Origin of the sequence: Aquimarina macrocephali JAMB N27 (assembly GCF_000520995.1) — a bacterium.
GTDB classification, from domain to species: Bacteria; Bacteroidota; Bacteroidia; order Flavobacteriales; family Flavobacteriaceae; genus Aquimarina; species Aquimarina macrocephali.
Map to the genome: position 1 here is coordinate 1 of NZ_JACA01000001.1, position 22,560 is coordinate 22,560.

Genomic DNA, 22,560 nt, shown 5'->3' on the forward strand with positions numbered 1-22,560 from the left:
TTAGTCGGTCGAGAGCATCATAACTGTATTTATAATATCTCTCTACATTGTCATTAGCAGTCTTCCATTTAGCCTCTGATATATTACCATTAAATAGTGCTTTAGCTCCGTGTTGAGGAGTGTTGTAATTAATAGTAAAATCAAACAGATCATTATCATTCTGGCTATCGTTATTAATACTCTTTAACCATCCCCTTACATTGTATTTATAATTTACGTCCTGTAATCCTCCTCCAACTTCTTTAGTGATTAATTGACCTAAAGCATCGTAAGTATTAGATACAATAGTTTCAGGAGTTTGATCATTAATCGTTTGGGTTTGATCTTTTAGTCTACCCATATGATCATAAGTAAACGTATCTACCGTAACAATAGGTGCGTTGTTTCCTTTGGTATGAGTAGATTTTATTCTCTCCACTTTTCCTACAAAATCTAGCTTACTTTCTACAACATCACTAGTATTCAGATATTCATTCTTACTAGCTACATAAATAGCTCTTCCTTTCTTATCATAATAAGTAACAGTAGTAATCCAATAGTTAGTATTTAATACACGAACTTTGCTACCTGTCAGTAGAGTCTTAGTCTGATTAGAAACGGCTTCCCCATCTACAATATTAGGATTGGTTAGCCCATCAATATCAAAGTTATAATCATCGTAATAGTTGATGGTAAACACCTTATAGATACTTGTTGGATACGTCTCATTAGAATAGTATAAAGTAGTCCCACCAACAGCAATAGGAGAGGTTAGTTTGTGCTCAAACTGTGGCAGTGTAGTATCATCTTGTGATGTTGCGTTGTTAGTTCTACCTTGTATTACTCCTCTAAGGCTGCTATTAATTACCGTTCCTGTATACAATACCCTTCCAAAAGCATCGTACTTAGTAAATAACCACTGATCAAAAGTTTTACCAGTTATTGACTTTCTTAGACTAGCGTCTTGAGTAAGGATAGGTTGATCCAACTTATTATATACAATATACTCCCAATCTTTACCCGGAACTCTCTTTTCGATTAATCGGTTTCTGTGATCATATCTATACTGATAGCAAAGTTCTTTTAGCTCAGTTTCATCAATACCGTCAGCTACATTTACCTTAGGAGGGATTACATAAGTGAGATTTCCAAATCTATCATATACGTAGTAAGTGTCGTGTCCTGATCCTGCATTAAAAGCTCTTTTTAAAACAACTCGACCCTGCTTATCTTTATATTCTTTAACAGTACGATTATTACTATCTGCTGTAGTCCAATTCTCATCATGAGTAATTGTAATGTATAACTGATTAGCATCATAATAACCATCCTGAACCAAACTAGGTTTCTCTGTATCACTTGGATTTGCAAAGACTACCTTATGATATAATATCTCGTTAGTCTTATTAGTATACCAATCTGTTTTAATAGTATGATCTGCATCACTATTCCTATTAGCTTTCCAAGCTGTACCCGGAGCACCTACTTCTGTTACTCGGTTAAGTGGTGAAGGTTCAAAAATACTCTCAGAATACGCATTAATATTTTGGAGCGAAACGCCTGGGAAATCACTTTGGTAATTATCTCTGTAATACTGGTTTATGTCTACGTTTACATCAACTTCTTGGTAACTTCCCGTAATTTCGGAAGATTCAAAAGGTAAATATTGTTTGTCCTGTCTGCCATAGGCATCATACTTAATATGGGTCACAATATCTTTACCATCTCGCGAGGCTTTGATTGCTCTTTCCTGAATAGGCCTACCCAGTCCATCAAAATAGGTCACACTTTCTATGGCTCTGTCTATATCATTGATATTAGAGCAGTTTACATTTTCCAGTTCTGCAATGGTCATCCCCACTTGAGGAACTGTGGTATGTACATAGTTCTTATCAGATAGTACTACCTGGGCCTGAAGATTCCATCCCAACAGTACTAATAGTATATATATAAATTGTTTTTTCATGTCTTTTGTTTTTAATAGGATTACCACTGTTCACCTGTATTCCCTCCACCATCACCACCGCCAGAGGATTTATTTACAATAATCGGCATAGTTTTTAATACGATTTGTCCGGTTCTAGAATCAGTATATTTTACACTTAACTCATACTCTCCATTCTCACTCATTCCTGCTGTATAACTCGATCCACTCCCTACATTACGTATCCATGAGGGGTTACTCATTCTCCATAGTTTCCACTGTGTTCTAGTATAGTGTCCTGAACCACCACTCACTCCTGTGATCCTAAAAGTTTTACTTGGATTTGAATTGTTAAGATGAGCAGAACCTGGACTCACACTAATACTCATAGGGTTGTAAGAGTATATAGTAAAACTTCTCTCTTTATAATGTCCTGAAATTCTATTATCTAACACACGAAACTTAATAGTATATGTACCTGCACTGGAGAAGTTTTTAGAGAAATTAGCACCTACCGCGCTTTGAGCTACATTATTGACAAACCATTGATATCCCTTATATCCTGACCCTCCACCAATGCCACTGGTGGTGAAATTGATAGTGGTGCCTTTTACAATATAAGTCTTACTGGCACTAAGATTTGGAGTATTTAAAGGATTATAGGAGTATACGGTGACACTCTTTTCTTTATAATGCCCGGGAATCCTGTTATCCAGTACACGAAATTTTACCGTATAGGTGCCTGTTGAAGCAAAGGCATGTACCAGTTTTGTTCCTGTATAGGACTGTTTGCTATTGTTGATATACCATTCGTACCTTCTGCTACCAGATCCTCCTGCAATGCCAGAGGTCGTAAAAGTAAGTGTAGCCCCTTTAAGGAAGTAAGTATAATTAGACGATAATCCTGGGGTAGCAAGTGCATTATAAACATGTACTGATGTATTCAAACTTGATGCAGCATGTGAAGGAATTATATTATCAATAGTTTTAAAAGCTATTGTATATGTTCCTGTGGTGGGAAAATTATAAGAATATGTTGTTCCTGTAGCACCATTCTGTTTTACATTATTTACATACCATTCGTATCTACGAGAACCAGAACCACCACCTATATTAGGAACTGTAAAAGTTATATTCGTTCCTTTTATAATCTGAGTGCTTGAAGCACTTATTACAGGTACATTTAACGGGTTGTAGGCGTTAATTGTTTTTATGGGACTAGTTTTTGTCTTTCCACTTTCATTGTCAATCACTTTAAAAATAACGTTATATTTTCCTGCTGTACTGGGATTGTATCTTAATGTAGTTGCTGTAGAAGCTTGTTTAATATTGTTTACAAACCATTCGTATCTTAAGTTACCCGTTCCTCCTCCTACGTTAGAGGCATTAAAATCAACATGAGTTCCTTTTACAACATGTGTATGGTTTGCACTTACTGTAGGTACATTGATAGGCGGATAGGCTACCACAACACTTATTGTTTTACTTACCCTATGTTTGGTTTGAGTGTTGTACGCTATTATGGATACAGCATAGGTTCCTTCAGCACTAAAAGATTTAGTAAAACTTGTACTACCATCACATTGTGCTTGTGCTCCATCAACACTCCAGGTATACAGATCAGCACCTCCATTTCCCGAAGTAGTAGCTGTAAAAGTAATCGTTTGATTAGGTTGAAATGGTCCAGAACCCGAAAGATTGATAATCACATCTCCTAAAGCGTCCGTTTGCTGTCCATGATAGTTATAATTGATCTTTTCTACAATTTTATCATCATTATCTATGATATATTGTAAGCGATTAAAATCATCATACTTGTAATAGGTAGTTTGCCCTTTAGGGTCAGTTTCACTGCTTATTCCTACTAATGGATCATATGTATAGGTCGTCACCATAGCATTGGGTAAAGCATCTCTAAGGTTTTGTAACGCTTCTCTAAGGATTTGCTCTTTACAAGTAGCTGCTGTACAATGGTCTATATCTGTGTTTGATTTTGCTTTTAAATCTGCTACATAAGGCATTACATCTGCGTAGGTTGCGTTCTCAATCCTGGCAATAGGATACATATCCTGATACCCCCATATATATACTATGTGACTACCATTCGCTTTAGCAACCTCCAGAGGGTTTCCTTTATAATCATACTCATAAAATTGTATTCTGTTTTCAAAAGGGTTCACTAGATTAAGATTTCCTTTTAGAGTTTTTACAAACTCAGGCAGTACAATGTTATTACTCCAATCCTTAAACGTCTGAAGCTGAGTTTCTTTCGACACAATAGTTCCTTGAGAATTTTCAACAATAGTTTCAGTTTGTATAGGTTCCGCAATACGGTGCTGAGTAATTAGTTTATTAATTGCCGGAGTTTTTATTTCTATGTCTTGAGGATATGTTGTTTTAACGATTACCTTGTCGTTTTCACTGGTGGTAGTTTCAGTTCGTGTTGCCTGTAAATGATCCGGGTTATCATAAAAATACTTAGTTGTTGTACTTATAGGGTTTTCTCCATTTTGATCGTATTGTTCCTCTGTAGTAGAATCGAGATATGACCAATAGGAATTGGTAGAATATTCCATAACATCTAAATTTTCAGGAGGAAGATTATTAGTAGTATCACCTGAACAAAGCAAGTCAAACTTCTTATTAATCGTATATCCGTATACTTTTTTAGAATATCTGTTATCCAGCTTATATGTATTAATCGTTTGCTGTAAAGCAATAAAACTATTAGCACTTCTTTTCTTAAAAACAGTTTTACGTTTTAACAGACTATTATCCCAACCTAAATTTACCCAGGCAGACGATTCTATATAATCTCCTAATAATGGTCTTCCCTGATGGTCATCATGAATGATAAACTCGTTTTCTTCTCCTCCGTTTTGAAAAGCATCACCACCATGACTTACTGTAACATATTTATAGTACACAGTACCAATACCCGGAGCGTTAAATAATTGTCGTACTGAATTAGAATGCAAAGTAGCATAATAGTTATCAACATAAGTACAGCCAACGGTACAAGGAACTCTAACTGTTTGTTTAGAAAGATAGTAAGGTCTTTGTAGTGGAGCGGCAGAAGATTGATGTAGAGATTCTTTCTTTCCATAATAATATCGTGTGACTATAGGAAGGCTATTTTGATTTTCAAAAGACTTAACCTCTTTTATTCGCATTCCGGCTACTTCTTTATTTATAAATTGAGTAGTTATAGGCTGATTATAGTACTTTACATTTAATTCTGCTTCTGTACACCAGCCAGAAGGACTTAACTTTATAGTATATGTATGGCCTTGTTTGAAATCTACATAATAACGATTATTAGAATTATTGTTATTGTAAATTAAGTGGTCTCCTACAATATGAAAACCAGATTGTCTCTCTTCTAAAATATCAAGCTTGTTCCCAGTTTGATCATCTGTAATAGTAATTGTAGCTTCAGGATCTTTTACCTGCGAGCTACAATCCGTATCGTTAAAACGTACAAATACATGTAATGTAGCTCTATGATCTGAAGGGATTGTTACAGTAGTCTTGTATGTGTCATTAGCAGGAACGTTTGTTTCTCCCATCTTGGAGGAGGCTTCTAAAGCTAAGAGGCTCATGTGCTGTGGATATATCGTTTCTTCCTGCCATACTGTATTGGCTTCATAATTTAATTCGTTAAACCCTTTAGTTGGATAATACACTTTTTTTAACAATCCTTTTTGTGCATAAATTGGATCAAAAGATTTATCAGCTCCTATATTATGCACACGGAACTCGGAACGAATAGAATTGCCTAAAGTTTTAGGATTAGGGTAATAATGTTGATTACTGAGTTTACCATTATAGTATCCCCAATGATCTTGTGCAGTGGATAACCTCTCAATCAACCCCTCCGGATCAAGATATTCAAAAGCATAGTTCTTGTTAGGATCTTTAAAACCTACCTGCTTTAAAAACACCCTGTTCTTTGCAGTGGTCAAATACTCAAAATTAAAACTTTCAATATTGGTATTGGAGGCATCAGTAATTGAGAGTCCAGAGATAAAACTATAACCGGGATTACCTAATACACTATTACTGATATTAACTTTTCCGTTGACAGAAGAATTGCTTTGTATCCGAATCAGTCTCTTACTATCCGTTTTAACATCGAGGCTTTGTACCGGATTAGAAGTATATCCTGCCCCAGTACCTCCTCCTCCGCTGGTACTACAGGTATTCTGATAAGTTGGAGTCGCTACAGTTAAAGATTCTGATTTACTTGCCTCATAACTTAAAGTATAATCATCATAGATAAACTCAACTACATCTCCTTTAGGATGAGTAATCTTTGATATAAACCAACTGCTGGTTACAGGGACATTAGGGGTATGATTTCCACTTGATCTGTTGACAGAACGCTCTTTATCCAAAAACAAATAAGTAATACCATCAGAAGTCGTTATTTTGAATCCTGTTTGAACTCCAACAGTATGCTTTTCAATATGGATATCCTTATGAGGAACTAAAACAATCTCTCCGTAATTGTCAAAAACAAATTTACCTGAGTACCCCATAAAGTTATAGGTAAACAAATCCGTTTCTGTATCAATATCTTTACTACCTCCTTTACGGAAAAAATCATAAGCTAAAGCCCCTAAACCATTTGAATTGTGAATATCTTCTTCAGGATAAATATATTCTCTGAGTTCATCTGATTTGTCCCTAACTATTCTTGTAATGACTCCTCCTGCGTTTAAACTCCAACCCAACCCTACATTTGAAGGCATCTGGTCTACTTTAATCCCATTACTATTATAACTTAATGAAATGGGTATAGATAGGCTACCTGCCTTATAATTATATATAGGAATATGGATTTGAGGAGTGCCTGTAAACATCCCAACAGGGACCTGACCATATTTCCCTAACTCGTAAGCCGTAGGGGATGGTGGTGTGATTTTTGGCAGTTCTTGAGCATAAGAACTAACCCAGACTAATAGCAAGGCTATTAGAAGCATTTTTCGTATCATAATTGATTTGTTTTATAAAAGATTAGTGTATTACCGTTTTTCTGGTATAAGCCTATAGTGTATCAATGTGGTAATAGAGAGAATACACGCTTGATATTGATAGAATATTGATCCTTTTTTGTTTTCATAGTTAGATAATTTATATAGTTAATACTTAAGTACTCCAAGTGCAATAATAAAGCACACGAGTTTCATTTTTCGGGACTGGGTAAAAAAAGTTGAACGTTTTTTTGTTTGTGTCTTCTACCATAGTATACATCTCATTAACCGGAAGTTTATTGGAGAAGAAACCGCATTTAAATCCTACCGATTCTGCATAATAATACTGCTGTGAAGAGGTATCAAATTCTACTGGGGCATTAAGCTGTTTCATGATAAAAAGGGTACGGTATAGTTTGGTTTTAGAGATCTTTAATTTTGCTGCCAGTTCCATAGGAGATCCGGTAGCATTAAGACGGATCAGTTGATCGATACGTTGTATCAATTCAATTTGTTTTAACATGATATTCATAACTCTAAAGTTTTTCGCATTCATTAAAAAAATCATAGCTATAGCCATAAGCAGGTGTTCACTATCGGTGGATTATGGGAAGCGGGGCTTGATGGTTTGGGGAAACATCAATAATGAGGTCAGTCATAATAGTCTACATCATAGAGGTCATCATCTTCTTCAAACTCTTCATCCTCATGCCAAATTTTATCATATTCAACACGGTCAACTCCCAAAGGATAGTTATGTCTGGTTTCATAGTGTGGTTCCTTACCTTGTATTAGCTTATCTTGCAACATCTTTATTATTAAAGAGATAGATGTCACAACTATAGTAGAGAGAGCTAATAGTATAACGGTTTGTTGTACTGCTTTTTTCATAAGTCAAATGGTTTTTGTGATATCATGTACAAAAGCATATATTTTAGCATAGATCATCACCTGTTTTGGGTTATCGTTTAAAAGTTGGTACATAAACTCACCAGTATCAATATGCAATGCTTTTAAAATGCCATTGAGCGTATCTGGTGGTATATCATTTATATCGTCTGGTAACATATTTTCTTAATTAAAAAAGGATACAAGAGCAACCTCAAAAGATGGGGTATGTACACAAACTCAACTTTAATTATGATTTGGATTACTCCTGTTTTTCCTTTTATGCAAGTAGGCAACACATACACCTATGGTTGTTTACTGTTCGTTTTTTAGATTATTGTTTTTTTAATAAGAATACAGGAGTAGCACAACGCAATAGTTTTCTATACGGCTACATATTATAAATGGGGTACTATGTAATTGTGAACATACTCCCATATTCCTTTTGTACTTTTTTGAAATTATGACGATAGAAGTGTGAGTACACCCAAGTTTGGGAAAGGATATTTTAAAATATTTTTTTAGCTATAAAAAGCTAAACTGGTTTTAGTTGATCAATTTATCTCATAGGCTTTTGATTTGTGGCTTCTGACTTTTACATTTAGAATTCGTTATTCAGTGTTCATTTTGATATCTGGATGTTGCACAGATATGAGAAATAAGCATGGCTGTTCATAAAAGAAATGACTACCCTTAGTAATTACATTATGAAGCAATACCATGCTTATATGACTGCTATAGTACCCGATATCTTTTTGGGTTACGCAAAACTCAACTTGAATATATTTTCATTGATGATAGACTTTTAGTTAGTGTATTCATTTTAATGTATTGTATTCCGAAGTGAGGCGAGATATATACTGTTTCTTGTGAGTATAAAAATTCTGGCTCGACATATGACCTGAATAGCATGCTCCGGCGTAATATCTTTTTTATATAGTTTTATTGCCCATCTATAAATGATACTTTCATAGCATTTACCTTCTTCTCTACATTTTTTAAAATCAAGCATATCCATATGTAGATATTGTACAATATGGGAGATGAATTTTTTTTGATATTTGTAATTCTTCTTATTTTTCATAGTTATTTTGGGGTTTTAGATAAGATGTCTTTTAAACACTCATAGGGTTTTCCTTTTTTTATTTTGTGATTAAAATTTTTAAGATTGATTTTAAGTCTTTTAAGATTGATTTGGCTACTTCTGTATTCACCTTGCGATCTCCTTTAGCTATTAGAGAAACATATCTTCCAGATTTACCATACTTTCTGCCTAATACAGAATGAATACCTCTCAGAATTAATAGTTCTTCTTTAGTAAAATTTTGCATACATTTGTTCTGATATCGGAACAGAACAAATATACAAACTTTTTTAAACTAATCAAACTTTTTAAACTTATTTTTTTTGCACAATGGAAGGAAAAAGCAAAGACAAAGGCCTGATTGAAGATTTACATAAATTAATTGAAGAGAAAAAAGAAATTGACCGAATATCTTGGGATAATTTGGGTGATCTTATCGGGTATTCGGGTGTTGGATTAAAGAAGGCATTAAAAATTAGGAGTTTGTCTCTAACAAAATTAGAGGAAATTATAATAAAACTAGGGTTAATAAAAGAAGCAACAAATTTCGGATTAAAAATATCTGGACGTAAATCATATGATTTAAGTAACAAAAATGAGAATTTGAGAAGGGTAACTTCTAAGGACAACATAATTAAAAATGAGGAGGATTTTAACCGATTAGAATCATTGTGTTTGTCAAATTGGGAAGCTCTAATGAAAAGAGATAGTTTTAAAGATAAAGTAGAGCTAACAGCTATGAAAGATATTAATAAAATACTGGATGAAAGATTAGCAATAATTTTGAAAAATTTGAAGCAATAGATTTTTTTTATGGGAAATTACAAGGGAGTAATTTCCCCATTAACTTAGAACTATAAATATCCGACAAAATCATATTTCTTAAAACATTTATACTGACACCTTGATTAATTATTAATATTGCTTTTTTCGAAAATTCATCATTCTCTTTTTTGATATCCTCCTTAATATCTTTCTTGATTCGTTCCTCAATATTTTGAAAAACGTCTAAGTCAATGTATTTACTTTTATCTTTTAACTTCCTTAGAGCATCCTTCTGATTCATCTTGAAAACAATCTTAGATTTTTATTCAGTCTAATGAATCCAGATAATTGACTGTATCTACAGTATAATCTTTTTGATCTTCTTCAGGTAATTTATTAATATACTTATTGGATATGTATATTGAGATGTGGCGTACGGATTTTTTAATATTCTTAATTAGAATTTGATTAGTTCTAGTTAACTGTTTTGTAATAAACAATGTAATACAGAAGAAAATAAAAGCTCCCACGCTAAAGCCCGTGGCATATAAATGAAGCAACGGATCATCGACCTGCATCGTATGATCAAAAGCCCAATATACCTGAATGAAATAAATATAAATGGGCACAAAATAAAAGAACCTGAATGGTTTCAACATGGCTCCTATACATAATATAATAGGACCAATGCTTTGTGTGATCATCCAAATAAAAGTTTCTGGATTCCTATACCCAAAAGATTCAGTTAAACCAAAAGTAGTCACCTTATCTGTAAACAAAATAGCTACAGATAATACAACTAAAAAAGAGCCAAAAAGCCTTCTTATTATATTAACCTGGGTCGTCTCCCGGTCGAACAATATCTCCTTTATCCGTTTTGTATAAAGGAGTATCGAGTTCTTCAATTTCTGATGTTTCTTCATTGATTTCTGTTTTTTCGCAGGCAACCAAAGAAATACAAACCACACCTAGTAACAATAATAAATTTTTCATTTTGATAACTTTATAATTACACTAAAATAGCAAGAATTATAAAATCACGTGGCCTAAGCCAGAACAAAAATGAGCTGTATAAAAGGTGGGGTAGTTTGTCTTTGGTTGCTTTTACTTTAAAAGCGTAATATTATTATAGCAAATATATAAAGTATTGTTTATAAGTTGTATACGGAAAAACCACAAACTTTTATACAAACTTATCAAACTATTCTAACCAAAGCTGTTAGTATTAATTCTAATTGTTAATTAATTGAAACTATATTGTGGATACAATCGTACAGTTTTTGGTATCTAGACAAGTGATTGTAAAATAATATATGTTAACTTTGTTATAGAAATGAGGATATACATAGGTATTTGTATACCAAAATTCTATACCCAATATCAAAAAAGAGGTAGGCAAAACCATAATAAAGATACCAATCTAAGCAACTGCCAATAAAAGCAGAGCCAATGCAAATCACTGTACTGACTGTCAATACAACAGAAGTATGGCTACTTTACAAAAATGCTTAATCATAAAGATGATGACAAATTCATTGAATTAAAAGAGGTATGTAAAAAAATTAAATCTACTGATATTCGTACAGCAATAAATTGGTGTAAAAAAACAGGGATTCCTATCATTACAAGAGGTAATAAAAAACTAACGTATCGGTTTTTGGTAGAGATCGAATTAGATAAAGATATAATACAGTTTCTGCAATCAAAATATCCAAAGTCTTGGAAAAAAATGTATCTGCTCTATATTAAAAATGACAAATTCGAATATATTCTAGAAACTCAGGACAAAAGAATATAAAACCATTAGTTATAGATTTTTCACAATGATTGGATACCTCTGTCCTGCTTCTTTGAAACAGAATGAAAATTTAGGTTGCTTATTTAGCTGATGGATATATATGATCAAACAAGTTCTAAAAGTAAGAACCGATTTGTCCTTGGGTTTATGCTTCTAAAACTATTGGTTATCTTTTAAATTCAATAGGTAGTCCCTCTCAATTAAGCATATTTCTATATTATGGAGAATATCACAGACATCAATCTTAATCATTCATTCCGCCTTCAACAAAATTTATATACTAACTTTAAAAATATATAGTAACTTAGCAATTAGAAAAATTTAGGCAAGACGGCCGCTACAAGCCGTGCATAATATAAACCGCTGTATTGACCGACGCTACAATCGGATTTATGGTTACTTAATGAATAATGCTTAATTTAAAAAAAGATGATAAACTCATCGAGTTAAAAGAAGTATGTGAAAAACTAAAATTTAAAGACATTCGTACCGCTATCAAATGGTGCAAGAAAACAGGGATACCCGTTATCCCCAGAGGGAAACAGAAGCTTACTTATAAATTTCTTGTTGACATAGAATTAGATAGAGATATTGTGAAATTTCTTAAATCTAAATATCCAAAGTCCTGGAAAGAAATGTATACATTTTATCTTGACAATGACAAACGTGGATATGTGTTAGCAATAGAAGAATATAGAGCTTCTTCGAGAATCGAAGGAATAGTAAAGTAACTTGTTATTCTCTGAAATTAGAACTGTATAGATGATGCCTAAAAGTTTAAGATCTTTTCTAAGGCATCATCTGTATCTTTATGAATAAAATTTCCTTGATACCCAATAGTTGTTGTTAAATGTCCATGCCTGTATAACTTTTGCAGCATTTGAAGAGGCACTTTATCGCCAGCTATATTACCAAAACTATGCCTTGCAATATGATTCGTTATTTTTTTATCAATCTCTGCCAATTCAGCTATATCAGAAAGATTATTATTAAACTTTTTAGTTGCTGTTTTTATTTTTGCATACATATCTCTTGCGTCTTTGGCATTTGCATTTTTTAATTCAGGAAAAATATAATCGTTACCCTTTTTCTGATCTTTCCTATAAATTTCTAATATTGAAATAACTCTTTCTGGCAATTTAATCGAAACCACCTTGTTGTTTTTACCCATTTTATAATACAGCCTATCTTGTTTTATATCATTCCATTTCATTTTTAAAACATCTGCTATTCGTATTCCAGCCAGATAAAACGAAAAAAGAAATACATTTCTGGTATGCGCTATGGTTGTTCCTTCTTTTAAATCAAGATTTTCAATTCTTCGTATTTCAGATTCATCTAATCCTATTTTCAAAGTCTCAGGAAGTTTTATTCTAATTTTATCGGTTCCAAATGGATAATACTTTCTATCTACAACTCCCATTTTAATAGCTCTATTGTAAAGTAATCGAATCAATATCAAAATATTCATTATAGACCTTTCACTAACAGTTTCTTTCGCCTGTAAATGATACTTAAAACGGTTTAATAAAGTCTCATCGATCTCATTGAATGTTAAATCTTTATCCCCTACATAGGCGAGAAAATTATTTATCTTACTATTATCGGATATAGCTCTGTTATGCTTTTTTGCTTTTCTTAAATTTTCTACATGTTCATCTGCAAGTTGAAAGAAAGTCTCACCAAGTTTAACACCTTTTACTTCGTCAATAATTTGTCTTGCTGTAAATGTTTCATTAGATGACTCATATTCTAACATTAAATCTTCTATGGCATCATACTTTTTCCTGATGAGTCTGTTTAATTGACTATGTTTCGGATTAAGTTTAGTCACAGCTCTTTTTTCATCATTCCATTCAGCCTTATCCTTAAGGTTAGCCAGGTATAAATAATTTTGTTTCCGATCTTTTGTTACCCGTATTGCTATTCGATATGTTTTATCACCAGAATTATCTTTTTTGGGATGTAACACTACTTTTATTGTGGCCATGATGAATACTTTATTTGATTCAAATATAGCGAATAAATTCAATCAAAAGGTCATACATAGGTCATACTTTCTGTGTTTTTGAATAATTTACAATATCTTTTAAAAACACAAAAATCCTTTAAAATCAATACTTATAAGCACATTAAAGATTATTATAAGTTATTAGGAATCATAAAATAATAGACTTAGGATCTGGTGCCGCGAGGTGTGGGAGTTCGAGTCTCCCCACCCGCACTTTAACTTTTATTAAATAAATGTTAAAAGCTTCTTGTTTTTATGAAGCTTTTTTTGTTTGGGTACAGCATTTTGGAGACAAAATTTGTCTTAATATCAAATGCTTCTATTTGAATTTAATCTTTATAAGTTAGTAGATGAAATAATAAATTTTGCCAAATTACAATATCACTTCTTCATAAGAGGAGTTTATTATTATGCAATATAGCCGTAATTTAGACTCATAAAATACTTCCTTCAAAAGATTACAGCATATAAACTATACTCTTTATCGTGAGTCACGACAGCTTTTGTATCAAGAAATAACAATAATTTCAGTTTCTTGTCAGTCATATGTTTCGTTTGTGAGTTCAAAGAGGTTTTTCCTAGGGAATTAGGGGATCAAGAGCATACCCGTAAATATAACCACTTTTTTGCTGTAAAAACACCTTTAAATCCCCTGCTTTTATAACCAGATTGTTTGCGATCACTTTACTAATATCGGTTATACTGGTAACCAACTTACAATTGTCTTGATTTTGGGATTGGTTTGTACAACCTCTTTTTTCTATTGTTTCTTGCTAAAAAGAGAGCCTTACGACACCTTATATGAAAACACTTTATTAAACTTTTACAGTTTACTAATATCATTAATAAATCCTTATGAACTTGGGTTTGGTGACAAGAAACGTCTATAGTTCTTTTGAAAGATCAATTCCGACAACTTCTTCGTAATTTTTTATATTTTTACAATTAGGATTAATAGAGATATTTATTACAAACTCAAGGAAATAGGTTACGCTTTATTAAAGTAAATTTCTAAAAATCAATAACATATAAAAAATGAAAGCCTCTATACGCAGAACATATGGTTTGCCAAATAAGATTAGAATTGAAAATATAGAAAAACCTATTCCAAAAGACAATGAGGTTTTAATTAGAGTGAACGCAACTACTGTCAATCGAACTGACTGTGCAATCTTAACAGCCAAACCTTTTATTATGAGATTTATTTTAGGGCTATTTAAACCTCGGAGAGTAATATTAGGAACCGATTTTGCAGGTAAAGTTGTGGTAATAGGCAAAAACATTAAATATTTTTGTATAAATGATAGAGTTTTCGGCTTTAATGATATGGGTTCAGAATCTCAATCCGAATATTTAACATATACAGAAGATAACTTATTTTCTATTCCTGATAATATAGATAACAAACAAGCTGCTGCAAGTTTAGAAGGTGCACATTATGCATATACTTTCATTCATAAAGTAAATATCAAATCTGGTCAAAGAATTCTAATTAATGGAGCAACGGGAGGAATTGGTTCTGCCCTGATACAATTTGTCAAGCAATATGATGTAACAATCACAGCAACGTGCAATACTAAAAACATTAAGTTGATTGAATCTTTGGGTGCTGATAAAATATATGACTACACTAAAGAAGACTTTACAGAAGATAAGGAGAAATATGATTATATATTTGATACCGTAGGCAAAAGTACATTCGGTAAATGTAAACCATTACTAAAAGAAGTAGGTATTTATATATCCTCAGAACTAGGTCCTTATTCCCAAAATTTATTTTATTCAATAGGAACTTTATTTTTAAATAAGAAAGTAATTTTCCCCGCACCATATAGTACGCAAAAAACAATACCTTATATAATAGAACTTATAAAACAAGAAAAATTTAAGCCTGTAATTGATCGTAAGTATTCATTAGAAGATATAAGCTTGGCTTATGAATATGTGCTCCGTGGGGAGAAAACGGGAAACGTAATAGTTGAAATGTGAAAATCGCAATTTGGCGACCTTTATTGCATTAGAACCATGAATTCACTTTTAAGATAAATAATCAAAAATGAAATATTTTTTTAAGTATAATTGGATGATTAGAGAAGAATGGTTTTCAATATTGAAAAAAAATCCTCATAATGAATTTATTAAACAACGTACTGGAGGTGTGGGAAGCATATCATATACCTTGTTTCATATCATTACTACTGAGCATAATTGGATTTGTGATTTAAAAGGAATTCCTATATTAAATTTAGAATTTTCTTCTTATCAGAATGATTTAGATAAAATAATTGAGTTATCTCAAACACTTCATAGAGATGTTAAAGAATATCTTGAAAAATGGAATGATGGTTTAGAGTATAAAGAGCTAAAATTAACTGTGCCTTCTGGAGTGGTTCACTGTACTTATGGGGAGGCTTTAAGGCATATAATAGTCCACGAAATACATCACATCGGTCAACTATCAATATGGGTCAGAGAAATAGGTATGAAGCCTGTATCTGCCAATCTTATTCATAAAGGAATAATGCTGAATTCAAGTAAATAACACTATTCAAAAATGCAAAGAAAAGCTATAATAAATAGGACAAAAAAGCTAATTTAAAAGTGATTAGGAATATCTTTTTTCTTGGTTCAATCTCAATCAAACTTACAAAAGCCTGCTTTGTTGCCTGCACTACAGATAGTATAGGTAGAATCAATTTGTCTTTTTGTGAGATATATTTGAAAAATATGAAAGAAATAGTTTTTCTATATCTTTCATATTTTATATGTTTATCGCTCAATTACAGTTATGAGTATAGATGATCAAATTGAAAATAGGATAAGCAAAGCAAAAGAAGGAACTATTTTTTTTGCTGACGATTTTAGTGATATAGGTAGCCAAAGCGCTATACACACAACTCTGCATAGATTGGAAAAACGGAAAGTACTGTCTAGGGTATCTCATGGTATATATGCCAAACCAAAAGTAAGTGAATTGCTAAACCAAGAAATATTGCCTACAGCGGAAGAGGTTGCTTTAGCGATTGCTAAAAGGGATAAAGCTAAATTACTACCTTCAGGTAGTTATGCTCAATATGCTCTGGGCATATCTACACAGACACCCTTAAAGCTAGTCTATTATACAGATGGTAAAGCAAGAACAATTAAAGTGGGTAATAGAACCATACAGTTTAAAAGAACAACTCCAAAAAATCTGGCTTTAAAAGGTGAAGTGGGAAGACTTGTGGTACAAGCTCTCCGAGACATTGGGAAGGATAAATTAACTTCAAAAGAAGAAAAAAAAATATTAGAACTTTTGAAAAACGAGGATATTAAAGATTTAAAACATGATATAGCATTAGCACCACAGTGGATTGCGGAAATCATGCAAAAGCATTATAATGGGAGCAATAAATTTTTACAAACTAAAAACCAGTCAAAAAAAGGAAATATTTGAGGCTATTGGAAATCAAAAGGGAATTCCAGACTTTGCTGTTGAAAAAGATTGGTGGGTAGCACAAACTCTGAATATCATTTTTCAAATGGATGTGAAAGACCAATTACTCTTTAAAGGAGGCACATCATTAAGTAAAGCATGGGATTTAATTGAACGATTTTCAGAGGATATTGATTTAGCACTTAACAGAGAATATCTCGGTTTCGACTCAAGGCTTATTAGTAAAACTCAAGTAAGGAAATTAAGAGCTAAGTCCTTTGAATTTGTTACCACAACCTTTTACGAAGCATTACAAAAAGCTTTTAAACAATATGGTTTTGAAGATGTCACCTTTGATTTTGAAGATTTAGGCGATGGAGATCAAGATCCGGTATCTATTTTGGTGAAATATCCGCAAGTGGCAGAATATGACAAGTATGTACTTCCGAGAGTGAAAGTAGAATTGGGTAGCCGTTCTTTAATAGATCCTATTACCGAGTGTAATATAGTTTCTTTTGTCGGAAAGGAATTTCCAAATCGTCCTTTTGTAGATACCCCCATAACTATTCCATGTGTAAACCCTGAAAGAACGTATCTTGAAAAACTATTTTTATTACATGAAGAATTTCAACGTCCGGAAGACAAAATTAGAGTTGAAAGGTTGAGCCGGCATTTATATGATATCACTAAAATTTATAAAAGTGAACACAAGCCTAAAGCCTATGATAAGACATTAATCACATCAATTATTGAACACAGGAAACGGTTTAGTGGTATGAAAGGTGTAGATTATAATAGCCTTTATCCTCCGAACTTAAACCCTATTCCACCAGACAAATTTATCAAAGATTAGGAAGAAGATTATAAAACCATGCAAACTAACATGATCCCAGGTGATAGCCCTAGTTTTGAAGATATAGTGAATACAGTAAAAGAAGCAACTGAAGAGTACAACCAACAAAAATTTGAAGAATAGTTAAAAAAGCTGTCAAAGCTAAAAATGTATTTATAAATGATGAAGGTATCCCAATCCTTATCAAGACCAGATAATTGGCAGGACTTTGAAAGACTCTGTAAAAAGTTATGGGGCGAAATATAGAGCTGCCCTGAAATTATGAGAAATGGACGTTCTGGACAAGCACAAGCTAGAATAGACGTCTATGGAATACCTTATGGTGAAGATTCCTATCTTGGGATTCAGTGCAAAGGGAAAGATGAATACACCGCAAAGCAGCTTACAGAAAAGGAAATTCAACAAGAAATCGAAAAAGCTAAAAATTTTGAACCTAGCCTAAAGAAAATGTATTTCGCCACAACGGCAGTGAGGGATGCAAGTGTTCAGACTATTATTCAATAAAAGCTTCATAACCAAGCTTTTTTCGAGCTAAACTAAATGCGCCTTTGGTCACTTCCTTTACAGGAATCTCTTTGTTTAAAATGACTTTAAATAAATTATCTAATTCAGCTTGAAGGGATTTGATCAGAAAATTAATCAGTAAGAAAAATACTTTTTCAAATGTCAAAATTCGTTCCCTAGTAAAGTCTGTTGAATTAATTTTGTGACTGAAAATAAACGCTTTAGAATTCAATTTTTTTTTCAAACTTTGGATAAGTTCGAATGGTTCTTTGATGTCTTTTCATCATTTATATATGTTTGTTGATACTCCTAAATATACGATATAATTAATTGACTAACAAGAGTAAAACCCTTAACTAAACGACATTGGAGTTCAAGTCTCTCCGCCCACACAGCAAAGGATAATCCGACTTTAACGAGTCGGCTTTTTTGTTTGGGGTCATACAAATAATTAATTCGTATTACTACTAATGTTTAAAATATTTCTCAAACTACACTCTTATAGTTTTACAAGTTCAGAAACCTCTGGGTGAGTAATCCCTTTACCGTTTATTCTCTAAAAAATATTTCAATCTAACTAAATTAGATCCGAAGGACTCACTGCAAATTCCTTTTTAAAACATTTAGAAAAATACGACGGATTAGAAAAACCCATTTGAAAGGCAATTTCAGCAATTGTTTTTTGTTCACTTACAAGCAATTCTTTGGCTCGATGCAAGCGTACCGAACTAATTAATCTATTAGGAGATTTATTAGTAATAGCTTTAATTTTACGCTGTAGTTGTCGTTCACTAACACCTATTTCTTTACACATCATTTCTACCCCATAATGCTCATTGCTTATATGATTATCGATATTTTGAAGTACTTTTTCAAGAAAAGAGTTATACTGTGGGAGTTTACCCCTGTACATCTTATACATTTCTGTATTACTTTCGCACTTTTTATTGACTGTATATAATAATAGAGATTCACCGGATTCTGTTTCAAAAACTGTTTTGTAAGGTGTAAAACCTACACCAACTCCCACCAATAAATTCTTTACTGTTTGAGTTAATATTATTTGATTAGTTAGCGACTGTTTAGATATTAATACATCTAAGTCTTCTGTTTCTTTATGCATAGAGTTCCCTATAGTACATTCTTTAATATGAACACCCACAGTAAGTTCTAGATTAAACTTTTTAATCGCTTCCACCAAATCTATACTACATTGAACAGCCTTACTAGGACCATTAAAAGTGACTATAAATTTTTGCCTATTACATTGAATTATATTCCCTCTATACTGCGTAACATATTGTTTAACAACTTCATTACATATCACATCATCTGTTGCTGAAGTAGCCATTTGACCAACAATTATAGTAAAAAGTTGTTTTTCATAATTAGGTATTGGTTTTATATCTAAAATAAAAGCTTTCATCTCTGTTAAAATTTCATCTGTATTACCCGTCCAAAACAAATGATCACCTCCCTCAAATTCTACAAACTTTGCTTCTGGGATACGGTCGGCAATAAATCTTCCTTCTTCAATTTTCACATCGATATCATCTGTACGCTGAAGTATTAAAGTAGGTACATTTATAGCATCTAAAATATCAATAATATCTACTTTTGTGTTCATTTTTGTTAACATCATAGCTGCTCGTGGACTAGCTCCTGAACGAAAATAATTAGCCAACCAATCCATAAATTCTTTATCATTAGCTTTAGAGGGGGCTAGTGACTCTAAATTCATATCCCCACTACCCCAATTATTTTCTATCATATCATAAACTACCTGACGTTCTTTATAAGTAGGTGCCCAAGGATATTCAGGAGCATACACTCGCTTTGCAAATATTCCAAAAGTTATGAGTGATATCGTTCTGTTTGGGTATGTAGCAGCAAACAAAGCAGATACAGAACCTCCCTCAGAATGCCCAAACAAAACTGCTTTTTCTGAACCCACCGCATCCATGACTGTTCTAATATCATCCATTCTTTCTTCCAACGTAGGAAAATCTACAATGCGATCAGAAAGCCCTGTTCCTCTCTTATCAAATAGAATAACCCTAGCTATTTTTCCTAATTCTTGTAAAAAATTAACAAGCTCGGGACAAGCCCACATCCAATCTATGTTAGAAACCCATCCTGGGATGTATACCAAATCAATGGGCCCTGAACCAAAGACCTGGTACGCAATATTGATTTGATCGCTTTTAGTATATTTAGTAGTAGGTTTCATAACGTATAATTTTAAACTATTAAATAATTGTTTACCTAGTTATATAATTACAAATACATTATGTAATTCCTAAGCTTTGTTTGAACAAATCAAAAATATGGAAGACTGAGAATTCCCCTTTAATAATGAAGTATACAATATGTGAGCTTACAAGAAAATATTGCTATATAAAGGGGGATCATAAAGTATACATTAGGTGAACACTAAAATCACAAGATACTATAAATCAAATACTTAATGCTATTCAATTCTTATCACAGTATTTATTACAATTCTTGCGCATTTTGTTGTTCCAAATGTAATAAATAAGCAAATGTTTCTTGTTTAGGATGTAATTCTAGCTTTTTACGAAGACGATATCTAGCCGTTTTCACACTCTCCGGAGATATCCCCAAAATACTTGCTGTTTCTTTGATATTAAGGTTCAGTCTGATTAAAGAACAAAGTTTTAGGTCGTTTGAACTTAACTCCTCGTGTTTTGATTTTAATCTGGAGTAAAATCCTTGATGCGCGTCTTCAAAAAATCTACTAAAATCTTCCCAATCCCTATCAATACTTAAGTTTTTTCGTATTACTTTATTGAGATCCGTAATCAATTTATCCTTTTCTATAAAAGAAGATTTTTTTACACTCCGTATAGTACTTTTTAATTGATCTACGACTTCATTTTTTTTAATAAAATTAAGAGCATATACTGTTAGTTCTTTATTTTTAAAATCTAACTGCCTTCTTAATTCCAATTGCTTTAATTCTGAGTTCTCTAAATCTTTCTGGGTCAAAGCATATGCAGACTCAAGTAATTCCTGATTTTTTTCGGATAATTCTCTACTCTTTCTAGCACGTTGTCTAGATATTACATAAATTATATATCCACAGATAGACACCACAATAACTCCGATAATCAAAATTAATTTTATCAGGTCATCCTTTTTTTCCTGTGCTTTGAGTGTCAACAATTCATTATCTTTTCTCTTTAATTCATTTTCAAACTCTAAATAGGCTATTTGTTTTGATTTTTCTGAATTAAAAAGAGAATCCTTTAGTGTAAGAAATTTTTCATAATACATAAAGGCTTCTTCTGGTTTATATTGCCTTTTTTTCAATTCTTTTAGTTCCTCATAAGCAAATAACTCATATTTTTTTAAATCATTTTCTTTAGCAAGTTGTAAGCCTTTATTTACCTCTATAACAGCTTCATCAAGACGATCAGAAAGCCTTAAAATTTTCCCACTAATAATATGGTTATTGGTTAATCCATCAATATCACCCACTTTGCCACCTAATTTCATAGATTTCTTTATATGGTAAGAGGCTTGTACTACTTCATTTTTATGAAGATATAATATCCCTAATCGGTTGTGCACTTCTGCAATTCCGTATGTGAAATTATTATCCGTATGCATCTGTAATGCATCTGTTAGATATTTCAATGCCTTAGAATCCTCACGTTGCTCTACCAAAATTGTGCCTATTTTGGTAAATGTTGTTGCTATTCTCCCTTTTAATTGAAGAGCAGTAAATTCATTAATGGCTTGCTCATAATAAAGTAATGCCTTTTCGTACTCTTTGAGGTCCGCATATACCATCCCTATATTAAGTCTTGTATTGGCTATACCTGTTTTATCTTGTATAGTTTTATATGCTACGTAAGAAGTATTAAGGTATTCCAATGCCTTGTTTAAATTACCCTGCGCCCAATAGGCAACTCCTATAATACGGTTTGCTTTTGCTTCACCTGCTGGATATTCAACTATTTTTGACAATCGAAGTGCTTCGGTTCCGAAATCGATAGATTTATTAGCATCTACTATCCAATATTCAAAACCAACCGTATTAAGAAGATCTATTTTTACCTGATCCTCTCCCTTGTGCGTGCGTAATTCATTGTGTAAGCTATCAATTTTTTTTGTTTCCTGAAATGCATGGATAGTATCAAGCGAGAAAAGAAACGTAAGAACGATATAAATCATTAATTTCTGTACGTTTGGATATATTTCTGATTGACGAGAAGAGACTTTAAAAAAAATCATCAAAAAAAGTGGTTACGGATAAAAGTGAGTATAAATTTCTCTATTCACTGTAAAGCTACTCATCATTTTTTTAATGAAACCAATAATAAATGTTAAACCTACA

General features: G+C 32.4%; 21 protein-coding genes. 8 read left to right on the top strand and 13 right to left on the bottom strand.

The window, feature by feature from the left end; genetic code table 11:
- The 6 genes from Z054_RS0100005 to Z054_RS0100035 form a co-directional block, all read right to left on the bottom strand.
- Nucleotides 1-1,945 (bottom strand): DUF6443 domain-containing protein (locus Z054_RS0100005; RefSeq protein ID WP_024768053.1); only part of this gene is annotated, 1,945 nt, incomplete at its 3' end.
- 20 nt (nucleotides 1,946-1,965) lie between these two features.
- Entirely contained in the window at nucleotides 1,966-6,900 is a 4,935-nt protein-coding gene (locus Z054_RS0100010; protein ID WP_152538414.1) for a PKD domain-containing protein, read from the bottom strand.
- A 154-nt stretch (nucleotides 6,901-7,054) separates the two neighbouring features.
- Nucleotides 7,055-7,411, bottom strand: a complete 357-nt coding sequence (locus tag Z054_RS29765; protein WP_152538415.1) for a hypothetical protein — start codon at nucleotides 7,409-7,411, stop codon at nucleotides 7,055-7,057.
- A 119-nt stretch (nucleotides 7,412-7,530) separates the two neighbouring features.
- The gene (locus Z054_RS0100020; protein WP_024768056.1) at nucleotides 7,531-7,770 is read right to left on the bottom strand and encodes a hypothetical protein; all 240 of its coding nucleotides are present in this window, start codon (nucleotides 7,768-7,770) and stop codon (nucleotides 7,531-7,533) included.
- A gap of 3 nt (nucleotides 7,771-7,773) precedes the next feature.
- On the bottom strand, nucleotides 7,774-7,947 hold the full coding sequence (locus tag Z054_RS31460) for a hypothetical protein (protein WP_161635215.1): 174 nt from the start codon (nucleotides 7,945-7,947) through the stop codon (nucleotides 7,774-7,776).
- 962 nt (nucleotides 7,948-8,909) lie between these two features.
- On the bottom strand, nucleotides 8,910-9,098 hold the full coding sequence (locus Z054_RS0100035) for a hypothetical protein (RefSeq protein ID WP_024768058.1): 189 nt from the start codon (nucleotides 9,096-9,098) through the stop codon (nucleotides 8,910-8,912).
- Nucleotides 9,099-9,181: 83 nt separating this feature from the next.
- Between Z054_RS0100035 and Z054_RS0100040 the strand changes: the two genes are divergently transcribed.
- Nucleotides 9,182-9,655 carry a hypothetical protein gene (locus Z054_RS0100040; protein WP_024768059.1) on the top strand — a complete coding sequence of 158 codons (474 nt, stop codon included), beginning with the start codon at nucleotides 9,182-9,184 and terminating at the stop codon, nucleotides 9,653-9,655.
- A 7-nt stretch (nucleotides 9,656-9,662) separates the two neighbouring features.
- Here Z054_RS0100040 and Z054_RS0100045 read toward each other — a convergent pair whose 3' ends face one another.
- From Z054_RS0100045 to Z054_RS31465, 3 genes are read right to left on the bottom strand one after another with little or no spacing between them, the layout of a single operon-like run.
- Nucleotides 9,663-9,917: a hypothetical protein gene (locus Z054_RS0100045; protein WP_024768060.1), complete on the bottom strand. Its 255-nt coding sequence runs from the start codon at nucleotides 9,915-9,917 to the stop codon at nucleotides 9,663-9,665.
- A gap of 25 nt (nucleotides 9,918-9,942) precedes the next feature.
- Nucleotides 9,943-10,395 (bottom strand): hypothetical protein, encoded by a 453-nt coding sequence (locus Z054_RS0100050; protein WP_024768061.1) that lies wholly within the window; start codon nucleotides 10,393-10,395, stop codon nucleotides 9,943-9,945.
- 52 nt (nucleotides 10,396-10,447) lie between these two features.
- Nucleotides 10,448-10,609 carry a hypothetical protein gene (locus Z054_RS31465; RefSeq protein ID WP_161635216.1) on the bottom strand — a complete coding sequence of 54 codons (162 nt, stop codon included), beginning with the start codon at nucleotides 10,607-10,609 and terminating at the stop codon, nucleotides 10,448-10,450.
- A 511-nt stretch (nucleotides 10,610-11,120) separates the two neighbouring features.
- Between Z054_RS31465 and Z054_RS0100060 the strand changes: the two genes are divergently transcribed.
- Both Z054_RS0100060 and Z054_RS0100065 read left to right on the top strand, forming a co-directional pair.
- Complete coding sequence (locus tag Z054_RS0100060; RefSeq protein WP_024768062.1) at nucleotides 11,121-11,414, top strand: hypothetical protein; 294 nt, start codon at nucleotides 11,121-11,123, stop codon at nucleotides 11,412-11,414.
- Between the two features lie 410 nt (nucleotides 11,415-11,824).
- On the top strand, nucleotides 11,825-12,145 hold the full coding sequence (locus Z054_RS0100065) for a hypothetical protein (RefSeq protein ID WP_024768063.1): 321 nt from the start codon (nucleotides 11,825-11,827) through the stop codon (nucleotides 12,143-12,145).
- A 38-nt stretch (nucleotides 12,146-12,183) separates the two neighbouring features.
- Here Z054_RS0100065 and Z054_RS0100070 read toward each other — a convergent pair whose 3' ends face one another.
- Nucleotides 12,184-13,404, bottom strand: a complete 1,221-nt coding sequence (locus Z054_RS0100070; RefSeq protein WP_051473638.1) for a site-specific integrase — start codon at nucleotides 13,402-13,404, stop codon at nucleotides 12,184-12,186.
- Nucleotides 13,405-14,460: 1,056 nt separating this feature from the next.
- On the opposite strand from Z054_RS0100070, the gene Z054_RS0100080 reads away from it, so the two are divergent.
- The 5 genes from Z054_RS0100080 to Z054_RS0100100 all read left to right on the top strand — a co-directional run bounded on the left by Z054_RS0100080 (nucleotide 14,461) and on the right by Z054_RS0100100 (nucleotide 18,197).
- On the top strand, nucleotides 14,461-15,414 hold the full coding sequence (locus Z054_RS0100080) for an NAD(P)-dependent alcohol dehydrogenase (protein ID WP_024768065.1): 954 nt from the start codon (nucleotides 14,461-14,463) through the stop codon (nucleotides 15,412-15,414).
- 67 nt (nucleotides 15,415-15,481) lie between these two features.
- Nucleotides 15,482-15,967 (top strand): DinB family protein, encoded by a 486-nt coding sequence (locus Z054_RS0100085; RefSeq protein ID WP_024768066.1) that lies wholly within the window; start codon nucleotides 15,482-15,484, stop codon nucleotides 15,965-15,967.
- Between the two features lie 246 nt (nucleotides 15,968-16,213).
- Nucleotides 16,214-16,861 carry a DUF6088 family protein gene (locus Z054_RS0100090; RefSeq protein WP_024768067.1) on the top strand — a complete coding sequence of 216 codons (648 nt, stop codon included), beginning with the start codon at nucleotides 16,214-16,216 and terminating at the stop codon, nucleotides 16,859-16,861.
- A complete protein-coding gene (locus Z054_RS27610; RefSeq protein WP_051473639.1) occupies nucleotides 16,806-17,693 on the top strand; it encodes a nucleotidyl transferase AbiEii/AbiGii toxin family protein in 888 nt (295 codons plus the stop codon). The genes Z054_RS0100090 and Z054_RS27610 overlap by 56 nt, the downstream gene beginning before the upstream one ends.
- A gap of 261 nt (nucleotides 17,694-17,954) precedes the next feature.
- Nucleotides 17,955-18,197 (top strand): hypothetical protein, encoded by a 243-nt coding sequence (locus tag Z054_RS0100100; protein ID WP_024768068.1) that lies wholly within the window; start codon nucleotides 17,955-17,957, stop codon nucleotides 18,195-18,197.
- Here Z054_RS0100100 and Z054_RS27615 read toward each other — a convergent pair.
- From Z054_RS27615 to Z054_RS0100115, 3 genes are all read right to left on the bottom strand, one after another.
- Nucleotides 18,187-18,429, bottom strand: coding sequence for a hypothetical protein (locus Z054_RS27615; protein ID WP_161635217.1), 243 nt, complete (start codon nucleotides 18,427-18,429; stop codon nucleotides 18,187-18,189). The two genes, Z054_RS0100100 and Z054_RS27615, sit on opposite strands and share 11 nt — an antisense overlap.
- Nucleotides 18,430-18,774: 345 nt before the next feature.
- Entirely contained in the window at nucleotides 18,775-20,427 is a 1,653-nt protein-coding gene (locus Z054_RS27620) for an alpha/beta fold hydrolase (protein ID WP_024768069.1), read from the bottom strand.
- Between the two features lie 266 nt (nucleotides 20,428-20,693).
- Complete coding sequence (locus Z054_RS0100115; protein WP_024768070.1) at nucleotides 20,694-22,457, bottom strand: tetratricopeptide repeat protein; 1,764 nt, start codon at nucleotides 22,455-22,457, stop codon at nucleotides 20,694-20,696.
- Nucleotides 22,458-22,560: the final 103 nt, after the last annotated feature.

Bases quoted from the DNA above. Each gene is read 5' to 3' on its own strand.
- Z054_RS0100100 (WP_024768068.1), top strand. From the start codon at position 17,955: ATGAGAAATGGACGTTCTGGACAAGCACAAGCTAGAATAGACGTCTAT.
- Z054_RS0100070 (WP_051473638.1), bottom strand. From the start codon at position 13,404: ATGGCCACAATAAAAGTAGTGTTACATCCCAAAAAAGATAATTCTGGT.
- Z054_RS0100065 (WP_024768063.1), top strand. From the start codon at position 11,825: ATGCTTAATTTAAAAAAAGATGATAAACTCATCGAGTTAAAAGAAGTA.
- Z054_RS27620 (WP_024768069.1), bottom strand. From the start codon at position 20,427: ATGAAACCTACTACTAAATATACTAAAAGCGATCAAATCAATATTGCG.
- Z054_RS0100010 (WP_152538414.1), bottom strand. From the start codon at position 6,900: ATGATACGAAAAATGCTTCTAATAGCCTTGCTATTAGTCTGGGTTAGT.
- Z054_RS0100020 (WP_024768056.1), bottom strand. From the start codon at position 7,770: ATGAAAAAAGCAGTACAACAAACCGTTATACTATTAGCTCTCTCTACT.
- Z054_RS0100060 (WP_024768062.1), top strand. From the start codon at position 11,121: ATGCTTAATCATAAAGATGATGACAAATTCATTGAATTAAAAGAGGTA.
- Z054_RS31460 (WP_161635215.1), bottom strand. From the start codon at position 7,947: ATGTTACCAGACGATATAAATGATATACCACCAGATACGCTCAATGGC.
- Z054_RS0100035 (WP_024768058.1), bottom strand. From the start codon at position 9,098: ATGCAAAATTTTACTAAAGAAGAACTATTAATTCTGAGAGGTATTCAT.
- Z054_RS0100085 (WP_024768066.1), top strand. From the start codon at position 15,482: ATGAAATATTTTTTTAAGTATAATTGGATGATTAGAGAAGAATGGTTT.
- Z054_RS0100045 (WP_024768060.1), bottom strand. From the start codon at position 9,917: ATGAATCAGAAGGATGCTCTAAGGAAGTTAAAAGATAAAAGTAAATAC.
- Z054_RS29765 (WP_152538415.1), bottom strand. From the start codon at position 7,411: ATGAATATCATGTTAAAACAAATTGAATTGATACAACGTATCGATCAA.
- Z054_RS0100080 (WP_024768065.1), top strand. From the start codon at position 14,461: ATGAAAGCCTCTATACGCAGAACATATGGTTTGCCAAATAAGATTAGA.
- Z054_RS0100040 (WP_024768059.1), top strand. From the start codon at position 9,182: ATGGAAGGAAAAAGCAAAGACAAAGGCCTGATTGAAGATTTACATAAA.
- Z054_RS31465 (WP_161635216.1), bottom strand. From the start codon at position 10,609: ATGAAAAATTTATTATTGTTACTAGGTGTGGTTTGTATTTCTTTGGTT.
- Z054_RS0100090 (WP_024768067.1), top strand. From the start codon at position 16,214: ATGAGTATAGATGATCAAATTGAAAATAGGATAAGCAAAGCAAAAGAA.
- Z054_RS27610 (WP_051473639.1), top strand. From the start codon at position 16,806: ATGGGAGCAATAAATTTTTACAAACTAAAAACCAGTCAAAAAAAGGAA.
- Z054_RS0100115 (WP_024768070.1), bottom strand. From the start codon at position 22,457: ATGATTTTTTTTAAAGTCTCTTCTCGTCAATCAGAAATATATCCAAAC.